The following is a 19,724-nucleotide window of genomic DNA, read 5'->3' on the forward strand; positions in this document are numbered from 1 at the left end:
CGGCGGTGCGCCCGGCTCGCGGCCTTCGCCCGACGGCGGGGCGCCCGCACCACCCGCGCCGTTCGCGCCGTCACCGATTGATGGCTGCGGCGGCGCGCCGCCGTCATCCGACGACGCAGCAAGCGTCACCGCAGGCACGAGCCAACTCACGCAACGGAAGCGATCATGCGCACTCATGCGGCGCCCCCGCCGGCGAGCGGCAGCATCGAAACGGCACGGAGCGTGGCAGGCATCATCATCAGAATGCGATTCCGAGCGTCACATAAGGCCGCACTCTGCGGTCACGAAAACCGTACGCGAGGTCGAGGTTGACCGGACCGACGGGGCTGCGCCAGCGCGCGCCGAAGCCCGCGCCCGGATAGAAGACCTTTTCTCCCCAGGTGTCGGTGGCGGTGCCGATATCGAAAAAGACCGCGCCGCCCCAATCGCGATTGAACCAGTGCTGGTATTCGCCCGACCCGGTCACGAGGTACTTGGTCGGCAGAATCGAGCCGTCGACATTGTTGCCGATGCTCTGGAAGGAATAGCCACGCACCGAGTTCGAACCGCCCGCGCGGAACAGCAGCGAGGCCGGCACGTCCGAGGAGCTGCTCGACGTGAATACACCCCCCATCTCGGCGCGAAACAGCACGATGTCGTCGCGGCCGATCGGCAGATACTGCTGGCCGCGCATGTAGCCGCGCGCGAAGGTGGCATCGGAGCCCGCGCCCTTCACGCCGAAGCCCGCCTCCACGCGCACGAGGTTGCCCGAGCGCGGAAACAGCGGATCGTCGACGTTGCGGCGCGTCCACGACCATTGCGGCACCAGCGCACGGGCCATGGTGGGCGGTCCTTCGTTCTGGTAAAGGCGGTCCTGGTAGTAGAGCAGCGAGTACGAGTAGTCGATGTTCTGCGAGGTGCGCGTGCGCTGCACGCCCGTGCGCAGGCTGTAGATCGTGGTATCCGAAACGTCGGTCGTCGTGTACGACGCGAGCGCGCTGTTGGTCCACGCACGCGCGCCCGGCGGCATCGACAGCTGGATCTGGCCGTATTTCTGGATCTGGTCGAGCCGCCCCGAGAGCTGGAGCGGCCATGCCGAGCCAAAGGTGTTCAGATACGTGTACGAGCCCTGGATATGCGGGCCGGTATCGGTCGAGTAGCCCACGCCGCCGCGGAAGTTGTTGTACGGGTACTCGCTCACCTTCACGTGCAGCGGCGTCAGCTCGGGCTTTTGCGTGTTGTCGTCCACGTCGATGGCCACGCTCGCGTAGTACGGCGTGTTCTGGACCTGGCGCTGCAGCTCGGTCACGCGGTTGACATCGTAGATTTCGCCGGGCGAGATCGGGTTCACGTTGTCCACGATCTTCTGCGGATAACGCCGCGTGCCCGAAACGTCGATCTGCCCCATCGTGAAGGTCGGGCCGCTGTCGAACGTCACGGAAAGCTTCGCGTCATGCTTGAGCGGATCGACGCGCGCCTCGGAATGCACGATCTTCGCGCCCAGGTAGCGCCGGGCCTGCAGCGCCCTGAGCGCCGCGCTCTTCGCGCCGTCCCAGCCCGACTGCGTCAAGGCGTCGCCTTCGTGCAGCGAGAACGCGAAACGCGTGGCATTTTCCCGCGCGGGGTCCTCGGTCTGCACGGGGCCGGTAAAGGTGAGCGTCACCGCCGAGATCTGCGTGCGCGGGCCCGCGTCGACATACACGGTCACGGCGCGCTTGCCGTTGGCGCCGGTGCGCACGTCGGTGCGCACGACCGGCGTGAAATAGCCGTCCGTGGAGGCCAGGTCGCGCACCTGCTGCGGCGTGGCGGTCACGAGAAAGTCGAACTGGTCGTCGCTGACGCCGGACCGCGTGGAGAAGCGCGCGAGGTCGAGGTGCGCTTCGAGCAGCTTGCGCAACTCGCGCGGCGAGGTCTGGATATCGACGTCGTAGTAGGTGCGCTTGTGCGACCACGGCAGCAGGCTGGCGAGGTCGGCCCGCGCGGGCATCGCGGTCACGAGGCTGGCGAGCAGGCCTGCGGCGAGCCATACGGCGAAGCGCAGGGAGAAGCCAGCGGAAACGCGGGCTGAAAAACAAACTGGAAAGGAAGCCGAGAAACGACTCAAAAAGCGGCTCAAAAAGCGGACCGCGGGGCGCCCCCGCTCAGCGGGGCCGCCGCTGGCGCATGGTGCGGCGGCGTGAGCGTGCCGCGTCATCCGTGACGGATGCCGCTTCGCACGCAACGCTTCGATCACCCATCCCGCCAAACAAGACCTCCAGCCGTCGTTCTCTTGCCCATTGCATACGTTTGCGCAGGCGCCTCTTGCCGCGGCGCGGGCGCAAACGCGTTATTTCACCACAACAACGCTCGAAAACCCCAGGACGCGGCACAAAAAGGGCCGCAAGGAGCGTCTCATCAAGCTGCGTTACCGCCTGGCATGACGCTCGAGCACCGGCTTCACCGAGTTGCAGCTCGCCGGACAGCCCTCCCCGGCCGCCGCGCAGCGCGCTCGTCCGTGGCGCGCCGGCCGAACGCCGATGCGCCCCCACCCGCACCCGGCGCGAACGCCTTCCACGCACTGTCCGCCTGGATGTTCCGCGGCCGGCGCTTGCGGTAAAATTGCCGCCGACACGCACCGAGGCGGCCTGTCAGATACCGCCGCCTCACCGCACCTACGCGCACTTGTGTGCACCCACGCGCAGCACTCGCGACGGACGTTAGCCATGTATCAGTCGGAAATCACACAGTTCCTGAACCAGCTCAAAGAGCAGAAGCCGTATCTCGAAGAGCAGCAACGCAAGGGCCGTGCGCTCCTGTGGGACAAGCAGCCGGTCGACCTCGACGAACGCGAGCGCCAGCAGGCTTCGCGCGTCAGGCAAACGTCGTACGTCTACTACCAGAACTTCTGATGGCCGAGGCCGACGGGGCCGACATGGCTAACGAGGCCGAAGGACGGGCCGACGCACGTCATGCCCCCCCTCCCGGCGCCGCGGCGGGCCATGCTCCGGCAGGCCCGGCCGGCCAGATGGCCAGCCAGGGTGAAGCGCTCGCCGCACCCTCCACGGATTCGACGCCCGACACCGTCGACGGCGTCGCGTTCGCACGCCTGTACGGCGAGCCGCTCTTCAAGCTCCCGCAAGACCTCTACATCCCGCCCGACGCGCTCGAAGTCTTCCTCGAGACCTTCGAAGGCCCGCTCGATCTGCTGCTCTACCTGATCCGCAAGCAGAATTTCAACGTGCTCGACATCCCGATGGCGGACGTCACGACGCAGTATCTGGGCTACGTCGAGCAATTGCGCAAGACCAATCTAGAGCTCGCCGCGGAATATCTGCTGATGGCCGCCATGCTCATCGAGATCAAGTCGCGCATGCTGCTGCCGGTCAAGAAGGCCGACACGGGCGAGGAAGCCGAAGACCCGCGCGCCGAGCTCGTACGGCGCCTGCTCGAATACGAGCAGATGAAGCTCGCCGCCCAGCGCATCGACCGCCTGCCGCAACTCGGCCGCGACTTCATGCGCGCCGAGGTCTATATCGAGCAGAGCATCACGCCGCGCTTTCCCGACGTGGACAGCAACGACCTGCGCGCCGCGTGGGCCGACGTCATCAAGCGCGCAAAGCTGGTGCAGCATCACAAGATCTCGCGCGAGGAGCTCTCGGTGCGCGAGCACATGAGCGTGATCCTGCGCAGGCTCCAGGGCACGCGCTTCATGGAGTTCTCGGAGCTCTTCGACACCGCGCGCGGCGTGCCCGTGGTGGTGGTCAACTTCATCGCCATGCTCGAGCTCGCGCGCGAATCGCTCATCGAGATCACCCAGGCCGAGCCGTTCGCGCCGATCTACGTGCGCCTCGCGTATTTGCCTGCGTAAGTGCGCACATAAAGCTGCCTGGATCAGGGCGCGCCCGGGCGGCCCGCATGGCCGCCTGGGGAAAATCCGATCTGGCCCCAAACGAGCATTTCTGCCCGACGCCAGGTTAACCCCCCATCCGAAGCGGCTGCGCTGCACGCCCAAATCCTCTACAATCGCCCGCGCCTGACCCTGAGCGGCCGGGCACGCCATTCGGCCAGCCGCGCGCCCTGATGCGCCGCGCGTTTCGCCGGTTGCCGCAACCCGTCTTGCCCCGTGCGAGGCATAACGCATCCGATCATGAAAGTCATCAGCTCGATTCAGGAACTGCGCGACCAGTTGCGCGGCCAAAACCGCACCGCGTTCGTGCCGACCATGGGCAACCTGCACGAAGGCCACCTCTCGCTGATGCGCCTCGCGCGCCAGCACGGCGACCCGGTCGTGGCCAGCATCTTCGTGAACCGCCTGCAGTTCGGCCCCAACGAAGACTTCGACAAATACCCGCGCACGCTCCAGGACGACATCGAGAAGCTGCAGAAGGAAAACGTCTACGTGCTGTTCGCGCCCACCGAGGCCGACATGTATCCGCAGCCGCAGGAGTACCGCGTGCGCCCGCCCCACGACCTCGGCGACATTCTGGAAGGCGAGTTCCGGCCCGGGTTCTTCGAAGGCGTCTGCACCGTGGTCATGAAGCTGATGTCATGCGTGCAGCCGCGCGTCGCGGTGTTCGGCAAGAAGGACTATCAACAGCTGATGATCGTGCGCGCGATGTGCCAGCAGTTCGCGCTGCCGACCGAGGTGATCGCCGCCGAAACCGTGCGCGACACCGACGGCCTCGCGCTCAGCTCACGCAACCGCTATCTCTCGGCCGCCGAGCGCGCCGAGGCGCCGCAGCTCGCGGGTGCGCTGCGCGCGATCCGCGAGTCGGTGCTCTCGGGCCGCCGCGACTTCCAGCAGCTCGAGCTCGACGCCATGGCCACGCTCGCCGCGCGCGGCTGGAAGCCCGACTACATCGCCATCCGCAGGCAGGCAAACCTCCTGCCTCCCGTACCCGGTGAAACGGATGCGCCGCTCGTCGTGGTGGCTGCAGCGAAGCTGGGCGCCACGCGCCTGATCGACAATCTCGAGATCTGAGCGGTTCCGGGCACCGCGCCTCCTGCGCGGCAGCTCACCCGGTCTCAGCACGCTTTTTTCGGCATTACCCGTGGCGAGCCATGCGCCCGCCCGCCTGAGGAGACTCACCATGCAACGCCATATGCTCAAGTCGAAGATCCACCGCGTCGCCGTCACGCACTGCGAGCTGCATTACGAAGGCTCGTGCGCGATCGACGAGAACCTGCTCGAAGCGGCGAACATCGTCGAGAACGAGCGCATCGACATCTGGAACATCAACAACGGCGAGCGCTTCACGACCTACGCGATCAAGGGCGAGCGCGGCAGCGGCATGATCTCGCTGAACGGCTCGGCCGCGCGCCGCGCGCAACTGGGCGACCTCGTGATCATCGCGGCGTTCGCGAACGTGGAAGAAGAAGAGCTGAAGGCGGGCTGGAAGCCGGACCTCGTGTTCGTCGACGAGAACAACCGCATCAAGGGCAGCCGCGATCACGTGCCGACGCAAAGCTGGACCTGAAGCGCGAGAGGCCGCGCGCCAGGGCGTGCGCGGCTCATGCGGCGGGCACCCAGCAGGCCCGATCCAAGGACCGCTTACTTGCCGTCCACCCACGAGAGAATCGGCTGCCACTGGTCGAGATCCTTATCCACACGGCTTTTCGCGACGTCCCACAGCGTGAGGCCGTGGGCGGCGAGCTGCACGTAATTCTGCGTGTCGCGCAAATAGCCCAGCACCGGCAGTTCGAGCCCCTCCACGAAGCGCTGCAGCTGCTCGGCCGAGCGCGTGCGCGAGTCCACCCGCATGCCCACCACGCCCACCTTGATGGCGCCCTTGCGCACCGCCTTTTCCTTGGCGAGCCGGTCGAGGAAGTCCTTGGTCGCGAGTATGTCGAACATGGACGGCTGCAGCGGCACGATCACTTTGTCCGCGAGCTCGACGATCGCGGCGAGCCGGTTGCCGTGCAGGCCCGCCGGCGTGTCGATGACGGCGTGCTCGAGCCCCTTGGGCGGCTTGGCCGGGTTGTCCAGGTCGATGCCCCAGCTCTCGATGGCCGGCAGCGTCTCGGGCCGCAGGTCGAGCCACGCGTGCGCCGACTGCTGCCGGTCGAGATCCGCGAGCGCGACCCACTCGCCTTGCGCCGCGAAATAGCCGGCCAGATTGGTGGACAGCGTGCTTTTGCCGACGCCGCCCTTGGGGTTCGCCACCACGATCACCGTCATGAATGCTCCCGTCAGGAAGGCTGGCGCGTAGGCCAGCCGGTTTGCCGATTCTGTTGATTCTGCCGATTCCGCTTCCGCCGATGCCGCAGCCCCGCCGCATTGCCCACGCTGAAGAGCGCGGCGCACCGACGCAACCGTCCGATAATATCGGCAAATGCGGCGGCGCCGAAGTCCCGGCCCGGGTCTGCGCCCGTGTGGCGCATCGCACGCCCGGCAGTCCCGGCGTGCACGCGATGCCGCTGCGGACCCCGATCCCCCTTCTGAAAATCAAGGAGACTTTCCTGTCATGAGCACGTTGCGCACCGATATCACCGTCGATTCCCTGCACGAGCGCCAGCGCGGCCGGCTGCCCGATCTGATCGGTTTTCGCACGGTCGCGCTCGAACAAGGCCTGCTGCGCGCGGAGCTCGACATCCGCGGCGAACTGCTCGCGCCCAATGGCTTCCTGCATGCCGCCACAGTGGTGTGTCTCGCCGATACGGCCTGCGGCTACGGCTGCCTCGCGCACCTGCCGCCGGGCGCGAAAAACTTCACCACCATCGAGCTCAAGAGCAATTTTCTGGGCACGGCGCGCGAAGGGACGCTGAGCGTGGTCGCCACGGGCGTGCACCTCGGGCGCAGCACGCAGATCTGGGACGCCACCGTGACGGGCCCGGACGGCAAGACCACGGCCCTCTTCCGCTGCACGCAGATGGTGCTGTACTAAAGCGATCGCGCTGACGTTGCCGTTTCAACGGCATCGGAGCGGCGCACCCGCCGTAGCCCTGGCAGACGCAACCCGCGCTCAGCCAATCGCGTCATAGAGGCGCGCCAGATCGAGGCTCGCTTCCAGCGTGTCGGCAAGCCGCTCGAGCGACGCCTCGCGCAGCGCCGGGTAGTCGACGCGTTGCGCGGCCTCCAGTCCCGCCCAGCGCAGCAAGGCAGCGCATGCCTCGGGTGTGTCGAAGAGGCCGTGCACGTAGGTTGCGAGGATCTGGCCATCGGCCGATTGCGCGCCGTCCGCGCGTGGCGGCTCGGCCCCGTCGCCGGCTGCGCAATCCATCGCACCGTTGACCGATGCGATGCGCAGCGCGGGCTCGGCCAGCGCCGGGCCGCGCGTCACGCCCATATGGATCTCGTAGCCCCGCACCGGTGTCTGCGCCGCGCCGCCGGCCGCTTCTTCATCGCCGCGCAGCACGAGGCGCCCCGTCACGTTCTTCAGCGTCTTCTCGCGCGTGAGCTCGGTTTCGTAGTCGAGCCAGCCGAAGCCGGCCACGGCGCCGGGCTCGCCCTCCACGCCATGCGGATCGGCAATCGCGCGCCCGAGCATCTGCATGCCGCCGCAAATGCCGATCACCCGACCGCCGTAGCGCAGATGCCGCGCGAGCGCCGTTTCCCAGCCCTGGGCGCGCAGCCACGCGAGGTCGTCGCGCACGTTCTTCGAGCCCGGCAGGATCACGAGATCGGCCGGAGGCGGCGCGCTGCCCGTGCGCACATAGCTGAATTCGACCTGCGGATGCGCGCGCAGCGCATCGAAGTCCGTATGGTTGCTGATATGCGGCAGCGCGGGCACCACCACGCGCAGCGTCTCGCCGCCAGCCTGCGCATGGGTGTGCGTGGCGCCCGGCAGCATGTCCTCGGCATCGAGCATCAGGCCGTGCAGATACGGCACCACGCCGAGCACCGGCTTGCCCGTCTGCGCTTCGAGCCAGTCGAGGCCGGGCTTGAGCAGCGAGGGATCGCCGCGAAAGCGGTTGATGATGAAGCCCTTCACGCGCGCGCGCTCGCTTTCGGACAGGCATGCGAGCGTGCCGATCAGGTGGGCGAACACACCGCCGCGGTCGATGTCGGCGACGAGCACGACCGGACAGTCGACGGCCTCGGCAAAGCCCATGTTGGCGATGTCGTTGGCGCGCAGATTGATTTCGGCGGGGCTGCCCGCGCCTTCGACGAACACGGTCTCGTAGCGCTCGCGCAGCCTTGCGTACGACTCGAGCACGGCCTCGCGCGCGAGCGGCTTGTAGTCCTGGTAGGCGCGCGCGTTCAGATTCATGCGCGCCTTGCCGTGGATGATGACCTGCGAGCCCAGATCGCTATTGGGCTTGAGCAGCACGGGGTTGAGGTCGGTATGCGGCTCGATGCCCGCGGCGAGCGCCTGCAGCGCCTGGGCGCGGCCGATCTCGCCGCCGTCGGCCGTCACGGCGCTGTTCAGCGCCATGTTCTGCGGCTTGAACGGCGCCACGCGCGCGCCCGCACGGTACGCGATGCGGCACAGGCCGGCCACGAGCGTGCTCTTGCCGGCGTCGGAGGTGGTGCCCTGGATCATCAGCGTGCCGCGCGGCACGGCGGGTTTCGTAACGGACATGATGGCGATGAATGGCGGCAATGGCGGCAAAAAGCCGGGGGCGTTCGGGCGAAAGCGCATTATCCCATCGGGTGCGCCTCTGCCGCAGACGGTCCGCGCCGCTACGCGATCGCCTGCCACGCGCTCACGCCGCGATCGCCGTCAATCTGTCGGAGACTAGCCGCTACAATCACGCGATGATTTCGCGCGACTTCACCTTCATCGTCGGCGGCGCGCGCTCGGGCAAGAGCGCCTACGCCGAACGCCTCGCCGCAGACAGCGGCCTGCCGGTCACCTATATCGCCACCGCGGCCACGCCCGCGGGCGCCCACGCCGATGCCGAATTCGCCGCGCGCATCGCCCATCACCGCGCGCGGCGGCCCGCGCACTGGGCCATCGTCGAAGCGCCGCTCGATCTCGCGGGCGCGCTCGACGCCGCGGCCACGCCCGGCCAGTGCGTGCTGATCGATTGCCTCACGCTGTGGCTCGCCAACCTGCTTTGCCCGCCCGGGTCGGAGGCGCCGCTGCCCGACTGGCGCGCGCGCCTCGACGCTTTTGCCGCCGCCTGCGAGCGCGCGAAGCACGCCGACTGCAGCGTGCTCGTGGTGAGCAACGAGATCGGCATGGGCGTCGTGCCGCTGGGCGCGGCCACGCGCCTCTATGTCGATGAGCTTGGCCGCCTGAACCAGCGCATCGCCGCGCTCGCCCACCGCGCGACGCTCGTGGCCGCCGGCTTGCCGCTCGTGCTCAAGGCGCCGTCGGCTGACGGAGCAAGCGGATCAGGCCGATCATGCTGACGATGCTGAGCCTGCCCGCCACCGCCGCGCTCGCCGTCGCCGGTGTGGCCGTCGACCGCTGGATCGGCGAGCCGCGCCGCGCGCATCCGCTCGTCGCGTTCGGCGCGCTCGCGAACCGCATTGAAAAGCGTCTGAACACCGGCCGCCGCGGCCGCCCGCTCGGCCTGATGGCCTGGCTCGCCGCGGTTGCGCCGCCCGTCGCGCTCGCGGCGCTGCTGTGCGCCGTGCTGCCCTGGCCGCTCGCGTGGGCGCTGCACGTCGCGCTGCTGTGGTTCGCGCTCGGCGCGCGCAGCCTCGACGAGCACATCGCGCCCATCGCCCGCGCGCTCGCCGAACGCGACCTCGTGGCGGCGCGCGAATTGACCGCGCGCATCGTCTCGCGCGACACCGCGAACGCCGACGCCACCGCACTCTCGCGGGCCGCCTGCGAATCGGCGCTCGAAAACGGCAACGACGCGATCTTCGGCGCGCTGTTCTGGTTCGCCCTCGCGGGTGGGCCGGGCGCGCTCGCGTTCCGCCTTGCCAACACGCTCGACGCGATGTGGGGCTACCGCACGCCGCGCTTCTTGCGCTTCGGCTGGGCGGCCGCCCGCATCGACGACGTGCTCAACTGGATTCCCGCCCGCCTCACGGCCACGAGCTACGCGCTGCTCGGCGACACGCGCGTCGCGCTGCGCTGCTGGCGCGAGCAGGCGCCGCGCTGGGAGAGCCCGAACGCGGGCCCGGTGATGGCCGCGGGCGCAGGCAGCCTGAACGTGCTGCTGGGCGGCGCGGCGGTCTACCACGGCGCCGTGGAGCAGCGGCCCGCGCTCGGCGCCGGCGCGCCGCCGCGCGCCGAGGACGTGACGGCCGCGCTGCGTCTCGTCGAGCGCACGACGATCCTGTGGCTCGCCGCGCTCCTTGCCCTGGCTTTCCTGAGCGTGGCGACCCATGTCTGACGCCCATCTCGACACCGCCCCGCGCGTGATCGCGCACGGCGGCAATCTGCACGAAGCCGCGCGGCGCTACGGCATCGCCTGGGATGCGTGGGTCGATCTCTCGACCGGCATCAATCCGCACGGCTATCCGGTTCCACCGGTGCCCGCCGCGGCGTGGCGACGCCTGCCTGAGGACGGCGACGGCTTCGCCGCCAGCGCGGCGCGCTACTACGGCGCGCCCGATGCGCAGCACGTGTTGCCCGTGGCAGGCAGCCAGGCCGCGATCCGCGCGCTGCCCGCGCTGCTGGCCACACAGGGACCGGCGGCTCGCGTGGCGATCGCGCCGCTCACCTATGGAGAGTACGCGCCCGCATTCACGCAGGCGGGCCACGCCGTGGTGCCGCTCGACATCGCCGGCGCAACGCTTCCCGAAGACGTGACGCACGCGGTCGTCGTGAATCCCAACAATCCCACGGCGAGCCTTATCGGCCGCGAAACGCTGCTGTGCTGGCACGCGCAGCTCGCCGCGCGCGGCGGCACGCTGATCGTCGATGAAGCCTTCGCCGACGCCTTCGCCGATCCGCGCGCGGCCTCGCTCGCGGATGCGACCGGGCGCATCGGCCTTGTGGTGCTGCGCTCGCCGGGCAAGTTCTTCGGCCTCGCGGGGGCACGCTGCGGCTTCGCGCTCGCCGCGCCCGCGCTGCTCGCGGCGCTGCGCGCGCGGCTTGGCGCGTGGACCGTGAGCGGCCCTGCGCGCCACGCGGTCACGCACGCCTTCGCAGACACCGCGTGGCAAGGCGCGATGCGCGAGCGGCTCGCCGCCGAAAGCGCGCGGCTTGCGGCGCTGCTCGCCTCGCACGGTCTCGCGCCGCGCGCCACGCCGCTGTTCGCCTGGATCGTTCATGCGCGCGCCGCCGAGTTGCAAGACGCACTGGCCGCGCGCGCGGTCTGGACGCGCCGCTTCGATGCGCCGGCGAGCCTGCGCTTTGGACTGCCCGCATCGGAAGACGAGTGGCAGCGCTTCGAGACGGCGCTCGCGCAGGCCATGCAGGCACTCGGCTGATGCGGCTCCGGTCCACGACCTTTGCGCATGTTGCTGGCCGCGCCAGCATGAGCGCGAGCTTGCGCGCCGCCGCGCTCGCCCTCGCCGCCGCGGCCACCTTAGTACTCACGCTCGACACCGCCTGCGCCGCCAGCGTGAGCGCCATCGACGACGCCGGCAACACGGTCACACTCGCCGCGCCTGCGCAGCGCGTGATCAGCCTCGCGCCCCACGTCACGGAGCTGATCTACGCGGCGGGCGGCGGCCCGAAGCTGGTGGGCGCGGTCGCCTATAGCGATTTCCCGCCGCAGGCGCTGAGCGTGCCGCGCGTGGGCGACAACCGCGCGCTCGACCTCGAGCGCATCGCCGCGCTCAAGCCCGATCTGATCGTCGTCTGGCGGCACGGCAATGCGCAGCAGCAGATCGACCGTCTGCGCGAATTGCACATCCCGCTCTTCTTCAGCGAGCCGCATCGGCTCGACGACGTGGCAACCTCGCTCACACGGCTCGGTGTGCTGCTGGGCTCGGAGCACACCGCGCAAGACGCAGCCGGCACCTATCGGGGAGAAATCGCGCGACTGCGCGCGCGCTACGCGCAGCGCGCACCGGTGAGCGTGTTCTACGAAGTCTGGGACCAGCCACTCATGACGATCAACGGCGAGCACATGATCAGCGACGTGATCGCGCTATGCGGCGGGCGCAACGTGTTTGCCGCGCTGCGCCCGCTGGTGCCCACGCTCTCGACCGAAGCGGTGCTGGCCGCCCGTCCCGACGCGATCGTGACCGCCTCTCAAGGCGCGACGGCGCCGGACCGGCCGCTGCCCGCGCTCACGCACTGGCGCGCGTGGCCCCAGTTGCCCGCGGTGGCGCACGGCAATCTCTTCGCCATCGACGGCGATCTGCTCACGCGGCCGGGACCGCGCATCGCGCAAGGCGCGGCGCAGCTATGCGAGGATCTCGATCGCGCACGCTCGCGCGATGCCCACGCGGCGAATTGATCTGGAATCCGAATAAACTGGCAGCGGGATTCAGGCGTTCCAGCGCGCGAGCTGCCACTCGCCGCTCGACGCCCCACGGTGCAGCGTAACGATCGCCGCCATCTCGAGCGGCCAGCGCACGCAACGCGCGAGCGGCAAGCCCAACGCGCGTGCGGTGATCGCACGCATCACGCCCGCATGCGCGACGGTCCACAGACTCCCGTGCGCGTCGGTATCGAGCGCATCGAACCACGCCGACACACGCGCATCGAACTGCGCGACGCTCTCGCCCTGATGCGCACGCGCATGCTCGAAATCGGCGGCCCAGGCGTCGATCTGCGCGCGCTCGATGGCGTCCCAGCGCTGCATTTCCCACGCGCCGAAGTCCATCTCCTCCAAACGCGCATCTTCGATCGGCGCGACGCCCCCGTGCATCTGCCCGAGCAGTCGGGCGACGCTCGCACAGCGCGTGAGCGGGCTCGTTTCGATGCGCTGCGGCGCGCGTGCGCCCAGCGCGGCCAGGCGCGCGGCGATCGACGCCGCGCCCGCATCGGCGGCCGCGGCGAGCGGCACGTCAGTCTTGCCGTAGCACACGCCCGCCTCCACCGCCACGGCAGGATGACGAATCAGGACGAGATCCACGCGAGCCCCATCAGATAGATCGCCAGCTCGAACACCTGCTGCGCGAAACCGAGACAATCGCCCGTATAGCCGCCGATGCGGCGCACGAAATACCGCCCGAGCGCATAACGCAGCACGCCGAGCACGGCGAGCGTCGCCACGCCCGCGCGCCAGTCCGGCCACGTGGGCCAGAAAAGCCAGGGCAGACCGAACGCAAACGCACAGCCGAGCGCGAGCGCACTCATGCGCTGCGCGACCGGCTTGGCCTTGCCTTCGGGACGCACGTAGTCGAGCGAGACAAGGTAGCTGATCGCCAGCGCGCGGCTCGCCGCGTGGCCGGCGATCATCAGCGTGGCGGCGCGCAACGGCGGCAGCGCGGCCAGCGTCTGCCACTTCAGTGCGAGCGCGATCACGAGGCCGATGGCGCCGAACGCGCCAATGCGCGAGTCGTGCATGATGCGCAGCACGTCTTCGCGCTGGTACGCGCCGCCGAATGCGTCGATGGAGTCGGCCAGACCGTCTTCGTGGAACGCACCGGTGGCGACGAGCGTTGCACCCATCGAGAGCAGCACCGCAACGCCCGGCGGAAACACATGCAGCGCGGCGAGGTACACGAGCGCCGCGAGCACGCCGATCAACGCGCCGACGAGCGGAAAATAGCGCGCCGCCGCGTTCAGCCATTGTGGCTCGAAGCCGACCCAGCGCGGCACCGGCACGCGCGTGAAATAGCCGAGCGCCGTGAAGAAGTAACGCAGTTCCGCGAGCGGATTCATCGCGCGCGCGTCAATGCGGACGCTCGCCGTTGGGCTTCTCGCTGCGCTCGTCGACGCCCGCGGACTCGAAGCTCGCCATTTCGCCGAGGAACGCCACGGCCGCGCGCAGCAGCGGCACGGCCAGCGCCGCACCCGTGCCCTCGCCCAGACGCAGATCGAGCGCGAGCAATTCGCGCGCGCCGAAATGATCGAGCATGCGCCGATGACCCGCCTCGTTCGACGCGTGCGCGAACACACAGTAATCGCGCACGTGCGGCGCGAGCGCATCCGCCACCAGCAACGCCGAAGTCGCGATGAAGCCATCGACGAGTATCGCCATGCGCTGGCGCGCGGCTTCGAGAAACGCGCCCGCCATCATCGCGATCTCGAAGCCTCCGAAGGTTGCGAGCACATCGATCGGCTCGCGCACGTTCGCGTGGCGTGCGAGCGCGGCCGCGAGCACGTTGCGCTTTCTCGCGAGGCCCGCGTTGTCGAGCCCCGTGCCGCGCCCCACGCATTCGTCGATGGGCACGTTACACAGGCGGCTCATCAGGCAAGCGGCCGACGACGTATTCGCAATGCCCATCTCGCCAAAGCCGATCACGTTGGTGCCGAGCGCCGCATGGTGGCGCACGCGCGCGGCGCCCGCTGCGAGCGCAGCGATGGCCTCGTCGCGCGTCATCGCGCTCTCATGCGCGAAGTTGCGCGTGCCACGCGCAATCGGCAACGAAACGAGCGTCGATGCAGACGGCAGCGGCGGCAATGGCGTAGCGACGCCCGCATCGACGATCTCGAGCTCGAGCCCGGCCACGCCGCTGAACGCGTTGATGGCCGCGCCGCCCGCGAGGAAGTTCGCGACCATCTGCGCAGTCACCGCCTGCGGATACGGGCTCACGCCTTCGTTGGCGATGCCGTGATCGCCCGCGAACACGATCATCACCGGGCGCTCGACGCGCGGGCGCGTGCTGCGCTGGATCATGCCCAGCTGGCGCGCGAGCGTCTCGAGGCGGCCGAGGCTGCCCGGCGGCTTGGTCTTCGTATCGATGAGGTGCTGAAGCTCGTCGCGCAGCGACGGGTCGAGCGGCTCGACGGCCAGCAATTCGGAAAGCGTTGAAGTCATGGTGGTTTCAGGTCGATTCAGTTCGATTCATTTCGATTCGCGCGCGCCGGTTCAGCGCTCGCGTGGAATTTCGAAGGCGGCCACGAGCGCCTCGTGCGCGCCCTCGCGGATCAGCATGAGCGGGTGGCCGAAGGCGGCGCTCGCACGCTCTGCCGTGAGCACGTCGCGCACCGGCCCCGCGAAGCAGCCGCCGCGGCCATCGAGCAGCAGCGCATGCGTCGCGTAGCGCCGCGCAAGATTGAGATCGTGACAGGAAAACACGACAGTGTGCGACCCGGTGTTCACCCAGTGCGCGAGCGCCTCGAGGCAGGCGATCTGATGATGCAGGTCCAGATGCGCGAGCGGCTCGTCGAGCAGCAAGAGCGGCGCGTCCTGGCACAGCACCGCCGCGAGCGCAACGCGCTGGCGCTCGCCGCCCGAGAGCGAGAGCACGTCGCGCGCGGCGAATGTCTCGAGGCCGAGCATCGCTAGCGCGGCCTGCGCGGCGGCGCGGTCGTCCTCGCTTTCCCAGCCCCAGCCCGCGAGATGCGGATAGCGGTTGAGCAGCACGGTGTCGAGCACGCTCGCGCTGAACGCATCGCGCACGTCTTGTGGCATCAGCGCGCGGCGTTGCGCGAGCAGGACCGGCCGCCAGTCGCGCAGCGCCACACCTTCCACTTCGACATGGCCCGCAGCGCTCTCGCGCAGGCCCGCGAGCGTCGCAATCAAGGTGGTCTTGCCCGCGCCGTTCGCGCCGGCCACGCACCAGATCTCGCCGGCCTCGAAGCGCTGCGTGAGGCCCTCGACCAGCGTGCGCGCGCCCGCGCGCAGCGTGAGCGCGTGTGCGGCGAGCAGCGGCTTCGCAGGCGTGGCGTCGTGGCTCGCGGTGGCGCTCGATGAGCGGCTCATGGCGTGCGCCTCTTGAGCAACATCCACAGGAACACGGGCACGCCCGCGAGCGCGGTCACGACGCCCACGGGCAGTTGCGTGGGCGCGGCGACGGTCCGCGCGACGAGATCGGCGCCCATGACCGCAAGACCGCCCGCGAGCGCGGCCGCGGGCACGAGCATGCGCTGGTCGTTGCCGAAGGCGAGCCGCAGCATGTGGGGCACGACGAGCCCGACGAAGCCGATGGTGCCGCCCGTCGTGACGGCCGCCGCCGCCGCGAGCGAGGCCGCGAGATAGACGCCCACGCGCAGGCGCAGCACTGGCACGCCGAGCGCCTGGGCGGCGGCGTCGCCGCGCAGCAGCACGTTCAGGCGCGGCGCGGCGCTCACGCCGAACGCGAGCACGAGCGCGAGCGCGATCAATGCGGGCCAGGGCATGCCGGCGCCGTTGAGGTCGCCGGTGAGCCAGAACAGCATGCCGCGCAGGCTCGCTTCGGGGGCGAGCGTCAGCACGAGCGTGATGAGCGCGCCCCACCCCGCCGCCGTCACCGCGCCCGTGAGCAACAGACGCGGGGAGCTGTCCTGCGGCTCGCCGCGCCAGAGTTCGCGGCGCGCGAGGCCGAGCACGAGCAGGATCGACACGAAAGCGCCCGCGCAGGCGCTCGCCTGCACGGCCCACCACGCCGCGCCCGCGATCATCGCCACCAGCGCGAACGCGGCGGCGCCGCCCGAAACACCCAGCACGTAGGGTTCGGCGAGCGGATTGCGCAACAGCACTTGAAGCAGCGCGCCCGCGAGCGCGAGCAGCGCGCCGCATGCGAAGCCGCCGAGCGCGCGCGGCAGGCGCAAGGTGCGGACGATTTCGCTCGCCATGTCGCTGGCGTTGGGCGTGGAAGAGGTGGCCGGCACGAGCGCGTGCAGCGCCTGCCCGAGCGTCACCGGCACGCTGCCGATCGCGAGCGACGCCACGAATACGGCGAGCGCGGCAATGGCCAGCACGCACCAGATCGCCGCTGCACGGCGCGCGTTCATCGTGCGGCGCAGCGACATCGCGCGCGGCAAGACCTGCACAGGCGTGCGGCGCGGGTTTTCGGGGTTGACGGTTCGCATCGTCGGAAGAAGTGGTCGATCTCTGGACACTGACACGTCGCCGTTGCGCCTCGCGAGGCGCATACGCGTGACGTATGCCCGCCGGCATGGGATGCGCCTGGGACGCATAGTCCGGGACGCGCAGTCCGCGACGAAATCCCATGCCGGCGCCCGAGCGCCGGCAAGTGTAGGAGGGCCCCGTGCGAGCGTCAAGAAAGCGCCATTATTGCGCGAAATACGGTTCCTATTGCGGTAGAAGCGCAGTACGAAGCGCGCTGCGAAGGCCGGCCTCGCGCAAGAGGCAAAATGCGTTCCCGCACGGTGCGTGCCAGCACCTTGAGGGTTAAAAACTGCAAGAAGCGGACATGAAGCGGGGCTGTTACGTCTGGAAACGACGCAAATGTCGGAATACGCGACAATCCGCGCTAGAATGCCTGTCTTTAGAGGACGCAGCACATGCTCAACGAACTCGAAACACTCTCACAAAACATCGGGCGGCTGATCGAGATCAATCAGCGCCATCATGAAGCACGCGTGGCGCTCGAAGAGCAACTCGCACAATTGCACGCGCAATGCGAAGCGACGCGCGCCGAACTCGAACAGGTGCGCGAAGAGCGCAACGCGCTGCAGGCCGAGCGCGATGCACTCTCGGCCAAGATCGACGACGCCCAGGTCCGTCTGAACGCGATCCTCGAAAAGCTGCCGCGCGCGCGCGCCAGCGCCGACCGCGAGAACCAGCTCGATTTGCTCGAGCCCTCGCAGAACGCCGACGACGACAACGCCGCTCGCCACGGAGAAAATGCATGACCACCAAACAGATCGAAGCGACGATTCTCGGCCAAAGCTATCGCCTCGCCTGTTCACCGGAAACCGAAGGCGCGCTGCTTGAAGCGGTGGCTCGCGTGGATGCGGAGATGTCGAAGATCCGCAATCACAGCAACGTGCGCGGCACCGATCGCATCGCGGTGATGGCCGCGCTCTCGATCGCGTCGGAACTGCTGCGCCTGCAAACGAGCGTGAGACACGGCGAAGCATTCCCAGCGGAAGAAATCCGTCGTACAATGCGCCAAATGAACGAGCAGCTTGGCGCAGTGATCCAGCAGTACGGTGTGCAATAAAACCCGCTGCACGATGCGTTAAAATGTTGCTCATGGAAAGGTCCACAAGACGTTTCTAAACAGCGGTGCCCTTGTGGTATCGTGCAGTACCGAACAGCGTAGTATCAAACAGTTTAGTCAGCTTCCCTGCCTGGTTCGCCAAGGTCATATATTCCTTGAACCAATGCCATGTGCACGGTTGCGGAAATTTGTAGCACGGGCGTGCGCGTCACTAGTCTGATGTACCCAAAGTGCTGCTAACTGCGACCAATTCTGAACCCTCGGTTCAGGATGCCGGCCTAGCGGCTATGGCGGGGACCTATTCAAACGGCATCGGACTCAGGTCCGATGCCGTTTTCCTTTTGTGCCGTGCTTTTGTGTCTTCCGGCTGCATCTTCGCTTGCCGCGACGTTGCTGCATCCCCCTTCACTTTCGACGCGTTTCTTCGACTCATGCGCTACTGGCTGATGAAGTCCGAACCCGACGAAGCAAGCATCGACGACCTCGCCAACGCTCCAGAGCGCACGCTGCCCTGGACCGGTGTGCGCAACTATCAAGCGCGCAATTTCATGCGCGACACCATGCAGATCGGCGACGGCGTGCTCTTCTATCACTCGAGCTGCCCCGAGCCTGGCATCGCAGGCCTCGCGCAAGTCTCGTCCACGCCCTATCCCGACCCCACGCAATTCGATTCGAAGAGCCCCTACTACGACGCAAAATCCACGCAGGAAACGCCGCGCTGGGTGCTCGTCGATGTGGTGTTCAAAAAGAAGTGCCCGCTCATTGCGCTCGCCGCGTTGCGAGAGCATGAAGAACTCGCCGAGATGCGCGTGCTCGCCAAGGGCAATCGTCTGTCCATCACGCCGGTCACGAAGGCCGAGTGGGACTTCATCACCAGGCGGCTGATGTAAGCCCCGATGCAAGCCCCGGCATGAGCCCGGATTGGCGGCACAGCGTATGCACGCCGCCAATCTTTAAAGATTGCAAAGCCCCCCTGCTCCGACGGGAACCCTGCGTAGCGCGCCCCGCCTAACGAACACGCACGGATATTCATCGCGCACACGCAGCCGACACGCACGCACGAATGTGCCAGCACGAATGTGCCAGCACGAAGTTACGCACAATCATGCGCTCGCGTCGGCACGCTCAAACCCATTCGTGTGCGCGCCGTTTGCGTATCCGTTCTGCAAGGAGCCCAAATGAAGAGAAAAACCGCCGTCACGCTCGCCGCCGTCCTCGCCGCTGCTGTGCCGCTCGCCATGACATTCGCGCCGAGCACCGCGCTCGCACAGAGCGAAGCGCGCTATCAACCGTCGGGCGTGCTCTCGCTGTCCTCAGAGGCGAGCGCCGAGGTGCCGCAGGACGTCGTCACGATTACGCTGTTCTACGAGCAGGAAGCGAGCGATCCCGCTTCGCTCACGGCCACGCTCAATCAACGCGCCGATGCAGCGCTGCAAAAAGCCAAAGGCGTGGCGGGTGTGACCGCGCGCTCGGGCCAGTTCTCGATCTATCCGTCAACCGATCGCGACGGGCGCATTTCGGCATGGCGTGGCCGCACGGAGGTCGTGCTCGAATCGCACGACTTCGCCGCCGCTTCGAAGCTCGCCGGCGATATTTCTTCGGTGATGCAGGTGGGCAACGTGCAGTTCTCGCTCTCGCCCGAAGCGCAACGCGCCGCGCAGCAGAAGCTTGCAGGCCAGGCGATTGCCTCGTTCCGCGAGCAGGCTGCCGCGAACGCGCGCGCGTTCGGCTATAGCAGCTACACGGTGCGCGACGTGAACGTGGGCCACCAGGGCGTGCCGCCGCGCCCGATGATGATGATGAGCGCGCGCGCCATGTCGGCCGACGCGAAGGCCGCGCCGCCGATGCCGCTCGAAGGCGGCACGTCCACTGTGACCGTCAACGTGTCGGGCTCCGTGCAGATGAAGTAACGCGCACGTTCAAGCGGTCGCGCGTGTTGCACTCATGACATTCGCGATACGGGCAA

Annotated in this window: 22 protein-coding genes and 1 other RNA gene; 15 read left to right on the forward strand and 8 right to left on the reverse strand. The window is 68.4% G+C overall.

Annotated elements, in window-relative coordinates:
* Nucleotides 1–238: 238 nt before the first annotated feature.
* A complete protein-coding gene (locus BO1_RS32860) occupies nt 239–1,966 on the reverse strand; it encodes an autotransporter assembly complex protein TamA (protein WP_084688362.1) in 1,728 nt (575 codons plus the stop codon).
* Between the two features lie 715 nt (nt 1,967–2,681).
* Between BO1_RS32860 and BO1_RS32865 the strand changes: the two genes are divergently transcribed.
* The 4 genes from BO1_RS32865 to panD all read left to right on the forward strand — a co-directional run bounded on the left by BO1_RS32865 (nt 2,682) and on the right by panD (nt 5,435).
* Nucleotides 2,682–2,867, forward strand: a complete 186-nt coding sequence (locus BO1_RS32865) for a DUF3460 family protein (protein WP_028221183.1) — start codon at nt 2,682–2,684, stop codon at nt 2,865–2,867.
* Nucleotides 2,868–2,983: 116 nt separating this feature from the next.
* Nucleotides 2,984–3,826: a segregation and condensation protein A gene (locus BO1_RS32870; RefSeq protein WP_028221184.1), complete on the forward strand. Its 843-nt coding sequence runs from the start codon at nt 2,984–2,986 to the stop codon at nt 3,824–3,826.
* Nucleotides 3,827–4,105: 279 nt separating this feature from the next.
* A complete protein-coding gene (gene panC, locus BO1_RS32875; protein WP_028221185.1) occupies nt 4,106–4,939 on the forward strand; it encodes a pantoate--beta-alanine ligase in 834 nt (277 codons plus the stop codon).
* A gap of 109 nt (nt 4,940–5,048) precedes the next feature.
* Nucleotides 5,049–5,435: an aspartate 1-decarboxylase gene (gene panD / locus BO1_RS32880; RefSeq protein ID WP_028221186.1), complete on the forward strand. Its 387-nt coding sequence runs from the start codon at nt 5,049–5,051 to the stop codon at nt 5,433–5,435.
* A 74-nt stretch (nt 5,436–5,509) separates the two neighbouring features.
* Here the strand turns inward: panD and BO1_RS32885 are convergent, their stop codons facing one another.
* Nucleotides 5,510–6,136, reverse strand: coding sequence for a ParA family protein (locus BO1_RS32885; RefSeq protein WP_028221187.1), 627 nt, complete (start codon nt 6,134–6,136; stop codon nt 5,510–5,512).
* A gap of 41 nt (nt 6,137–6,177) precedes the next feature.
* On the opposite strand from BO1_RS32885, the gene BO1_RS32890 reads away from it, so the two are divergent.
* Together BO1_RS32890 and BO1_RS32895 are read left to right on the forward strand one after the other, a co-directional pair.
* The gene (locus BO1_RS32890; RefSeq protein ID WP_028221188.1) at nt 6,178–6,426 is read left to right on the forward strand and encodes a hypothetical protein; all 249 of its coding nucleotides are present in this window, start codon (nt 6,178–6,180) and stop codon (nt 6,424–6,426) included.
* Nucleotides 6,423–6,842 (forward strand): PaaI family thioesterase, encoded by a 420-nt coding sequence (locus BO1_RS32895; RefSeq protein WP_028221189.1) that lies wholly within the window; start codon nt 6,423–6,425, stop codon nt 6,840–6,842. Before BO1_RS32890 ends, BO1_RS32895 begins: the two co-directional genes overlap by 4 nt.
* A gap of 78 nt (nt 6,843–6,920) precedes the next feature.
* Here the strand turns inward: BO1_RS32895 and BO1_RS32900 are convergent, their stop codons facing one another.
* Nucleotides 6,921–8,480 (reverse strand): cobyric acid synthase, encoded by a 1,560-nt coding sequence (locus BO1_RS32900; protein ID WP_174490620.1) that lies wholly within the window; start codon nt 8,478–8,480, stop codon nt 6,921–6,923.
* A 176-nt stretch (nt 8,481–8,656) separates the two neighbouring features.
* Here BO1_RS32900 and cobU point away from each other — a divergent pair, with 176 nt between their 5' ends.
* The 4 genes from cobU to BO1_RS32920 are packed head-to-tail and all read left to right on the forward strand — an operon-like array spanning nt 8,657 to nt 12,213.
* Nucleotides 8,657–9,256: a bifunctional adenosylcobinamide kinase/adenosylcobinamide-phosphate guanylyltransferase gene (cobU, locus tag BO1_RS32905; protein ID WP_028221191.1), complete on the forward strand. Its 600-nt coding sequence runs from the start codon at nt 8,657–8,659 to the stop codon at nt 9,254–9,256.
* Nucleotides 9,253–10,194 (forward strand): adenosylcobinamide-phosphate synthase CbiB, encoded by a 942-nt coding sequence (gene cbiB / locus BO1_RS32910; RefSeq protein WP_028221192.1) that lies wholly within the window; start codon nt 9,253–9,255, stop codon nt 10,192–10,194. Before cobU ends, cbiB begins: the two co-directional genes overlap by 4 nt.
* Entirely contained in the window at nt 10,187–11,236 is a 1,050-nt protein-coding gene (gene cobD, locus BO1_RS32915; RefSeq protein WP_028221193.1) for a threonine-phosphate decarboxylase CobD, read from the forward strand. Before cbiB ends, cobD begins: the two co-directional genes overlap by 8 nt.
* A 47-nt stretch (nt 11,237–11,283) precedes the next feature.
* The gene (locus BO1_RS32920) at nt 11,284–12,213 is read left to right on the forward strand and encodes a cobalamin-binding protein (protein WP_043287584.1); all 930 of its coding nucleotides are present in this window, start codon (nt 11,284–11,286) and stop codon (nt 12,211–12,213) included.
* Between the two features lie 30 nt (nt 12,214–12,243).
* Here BO1_RS32920 and cobC read toward each other — a convergent pair whose 3' ends face one another.
* Genes cobC through BO1_RS32945 form a run of 5 tightly spaced genes read right to left on the reverse strand, consistent with a single transcriptional unit; the run spans nt 12,244 to nt 16,601 of the window.
* Nucleotides 12,244–12,834 (reverse strand): alpha-ribazole phosphatase, encoded by a 591-nt coding sequence (gene cobC / locus BO1_RS32925; RefSeq protein ID WP_028221195.1) that lies wholly within the window; start codon nt 12,832–12,834, stop codon nt 12,244–12,246.
* Nucleotides 12,819–13,586, reverse strand: coding sequence for an adenosylcobinamide-GDP ribazoletransferase (locus tag BO1_RS32930; protein WP_028221196.1), 768 nt, complete (start codon nt 13,584–13,586; stop codon nt 12,819–12,821). Before BO1_RS32930 ends, cobC begins: the two co-directional genes overlap by 16 nt.
* Before the next feature lie 10 nt (nt 13,587–13,596).
* A complete protein-coding gene (gene cobT / locus BO1_RS61445) occupies nt 13,597–14,685 on the reverse strand; it encodes a nicotinate-nucleotide--dimethylbenzimidazole phosphoribosyltransferase (RefSeq protein WP_028221197.1) in 1,089 nt (362 codons plus the stop codon).
* A 51-nt stretch (nt 14,686–14,736) separates the two neighbouring features.
* Nucleotides 14,737–15,573 (reverse strand): ABC transporter ATP-binding protein, encoded by an 837-nt coding sequence (locus BO1_RS61450; protein ID WP_043287573.1) that lies wholly within the window; start codon nt 15,571–15,573, stop codon nt 14,737–14,739.
* Nucleotides 15,570–16,601, reverse strand: a complete 1,032-nt coding sequence (locus BO1_RS32945; protein WP_028221199.1) for a FecCD family ABC transporter permease — start codon at nt 16,599–16,601, stop codon at nt 15,570–15,572. Before BO1_RS32945 ends, BO1_RS61450 begins: the two co-directional genes overlap by 4 nt.
* A gap of 495 nt (nt 16,602–17,096) precedes the next feature.
* Between BO1_RS32945 and BO1_RS32950 the strand changes: the two genes are divergently transcribed.
* The 5 genes from BO1_RS32950 to BO1_RS32970 all read left to right on the forward strand — a co-directional run bounded on the left by BO1_RS32950 (nt 17,097) and on the right by BO1_RS32970 (nt 19,668).
* Nucleotides 17,097–17,447: an ATPase gene (locus tag BO1_RS32950; protein ID WP_028221200.1), complete on the forward strand. Its 351-nt coding sequence runs from the start codon at nt 17,097–17,099 to the stop codon at nt 17,445–17,447.
* Nucleotides 17,444–17,758 carry a cell division protein ZapA gene (locus BO1_RS32955; protein WP_028221201.1) on the forward strand — a complete coding sequence of 105 codons (315 nt, stop codon included), beginning with the start codon at nt 17,444–17,446 and terminating at the stop codon, nt 17,756–17,758. Before BO1_RS32950 ends, BO1_RS32955 begins: the two co-directional genes overlap by 4 nt.
* Before the next feature lie 120 nt (nt 17,759–17,878).
* Nucleotides 17,879–18,059: non-coding RNA, 6S RNA (gene ssrS, locus BO1_RS56840), on the forward strand.
* A 130-nt stretch (nt 18,060–18,189) separates the two neighbouring features.
* Nucleotides 18,190–18,648, forward strand: coding sequence for an EVE domain-containing protein (locus tag BO1_RS32960; protein ID WP_028221202.1), 459 nt, complete (start codon nt 18,190–18,192; stop codon nt 18,646–18,648).
* A gap of 288 nt (nt 18,649–18,936) precedes the next feature.
* Complete coding sequence (locus tag BO1_RS32970; RefSeq protein ID WP_028221203.1) at nt 18,937–19,668, forward strand: SIMPL domain-containing protein; 732 nt, start codon at nt 18,937–18,939, stop codon at nt 19,666–19,668.
* Nucleotides 19,669–19,724 lie beyond the last annotated feature (56 nt).

Source organism: Paraburkholderia oxyphila NBRC 105797 (assembly GCF_000685075.1).
GTDB lineage: Bacteria > Pseudomonadota > Gammaproteobacteria > Burkholderiales > Burkholderiaceae > Paraburkholderia > Paraburkholderia oxyphila.

Excerpts from the sequence above, each read along its gene's own strand:
- BO1_RS32860 (WP_084688362.1), bottom strand. The coding sequence starts at position 1,966 with ATGCCCGCGCGGGCCGACCTCGCCAGCCTGCTGCCGTGGTCGCACAAG.
- BO1_RS32865 (WP_028221183.1), top strand. The coding sequence starts at position 2,682 with ATGTATCAGTCGGAAATCACACAGTTCCTGAACCAGCTCAAAGAGCAG.
- BO1_RS32870 (WP_028221184.1), top strand. The coding sequence starts at position 2,984 with ATGGCCAGCCAGGGTGAAGCGCTCGCCGCACCCTCCACGGATTCGACG.
- panC (WP_028221185.1), top strand. The coding sequence starts at position 4,106 with ATGAAAGTCATCAGCTCGATTCAGGAACTGCGCGACCAGTTGCGCGGC.
- panD (WP_028221186.1), top strand. The coding sequence starts at position 5,049 with ATGCAACGCCATATGCTCAAGTCGAAGATCCACCGCGTCGCCGTCACG.
- BO1_RS32885 (WP_028221187.1), bottom strand. The coding sequence starts at position 6,136 with ATGACGGTGATCGTGGTGGCGAACCCCAAGGGCGGCGTCGGCAAAAGC.
- BO1_RS32895 (WP_028221189.1), top strand. The coding sequence starts at position 6,423 with ATGAGCACGTTGCGCACCGATATCACCGTCGATTCCCTGCACGAGCGC.
- BO1_RS32900 (WP_174490620.1), bottom strand. The coding sequence starts at position 8,480 with ATGTCCGTTACGAAACCCGCCGTGCCGCGCGGCACGCTGATGATCCAG.
- cobU (WP_028221191.1), top strand. The coding sequence starts at position 8,657 with ATGATTTCGCGCGACTTCACCTTCATCGTCGGCGGCGCGCGCTCGGGC.
- cobD (WP_028221193.1), top strand. The coding sequence starts at position 10,187 with ATGTCTGACGCCCATCTCGACACCGCCCCGCGCGTGATCGCGCACGGC.
- BO1_RS32920 (WP_043287584.1), top strand. The coding sequence starts at position 11,284 with ATGAGCGCGAGCTTGCGCGCCGCCGCGCTCGCCCTCGCCGCCGCGGCC.
- BO1_RS32930 (WP_028221196.1), bottom strand. The coding sequence starts at position 13,586 with ATGAATCCGCTCGCGGAACTGCGTTACTTCTTCACGGCGCTCGGCTAT.
- cobT (WP_028221197.1), bottom strand. The coding sequence starts at position 14,685 with ATGACTTCAACGCTTTCCGAATTGCTGGCCGTCGAGCCGCTCGACCCG.
- BO1_RS61450 (WP_043287573.1), bottom strand. The coding sequence starts at position 15,573 with ATGAGCCGCTCATCGAGCGCCACCGCGAGCCACGACGCCACGCCTGCG.
- BO1_RS32945 (WP_028221199.1), bottom strand. The coding sequence starts at position 16,601 with ATGTCGCTGCGCCGCACGATGAACGCGCGCCGTGCAGCGGCGATCTGG.
- BO1_RS32950 (WP_028221200.1), top strand. The coding sequence starts at position 17,097 with ATGCTCAACGAACTCGAAACACTCTCACAAAACATCGGGCGGCTGATC.
- BO1_RS32955 (WP_028221201.1), top strand. The coding sequence starts at position 17,444 with ATGACCACCAAACAGATCGAAGCGACGATTCTCGGCCAAAGCTATCGC.
- BO1_RS32960 (WP_028221202.1), top strand. The coding sequence starts at position 18,190 with ATGCGCTACTGGCTGATGAAGTCCGAACCCGACGAAGCAAGCATCGAC.
- BO1_RS32970 (WP_028221203.1), top strand. The coding sequence starts at position 18,937 with ATGAAGAGAAAAACCGCCGTCACGCTCGCCGCCGTCCTCGCCGCTGCT.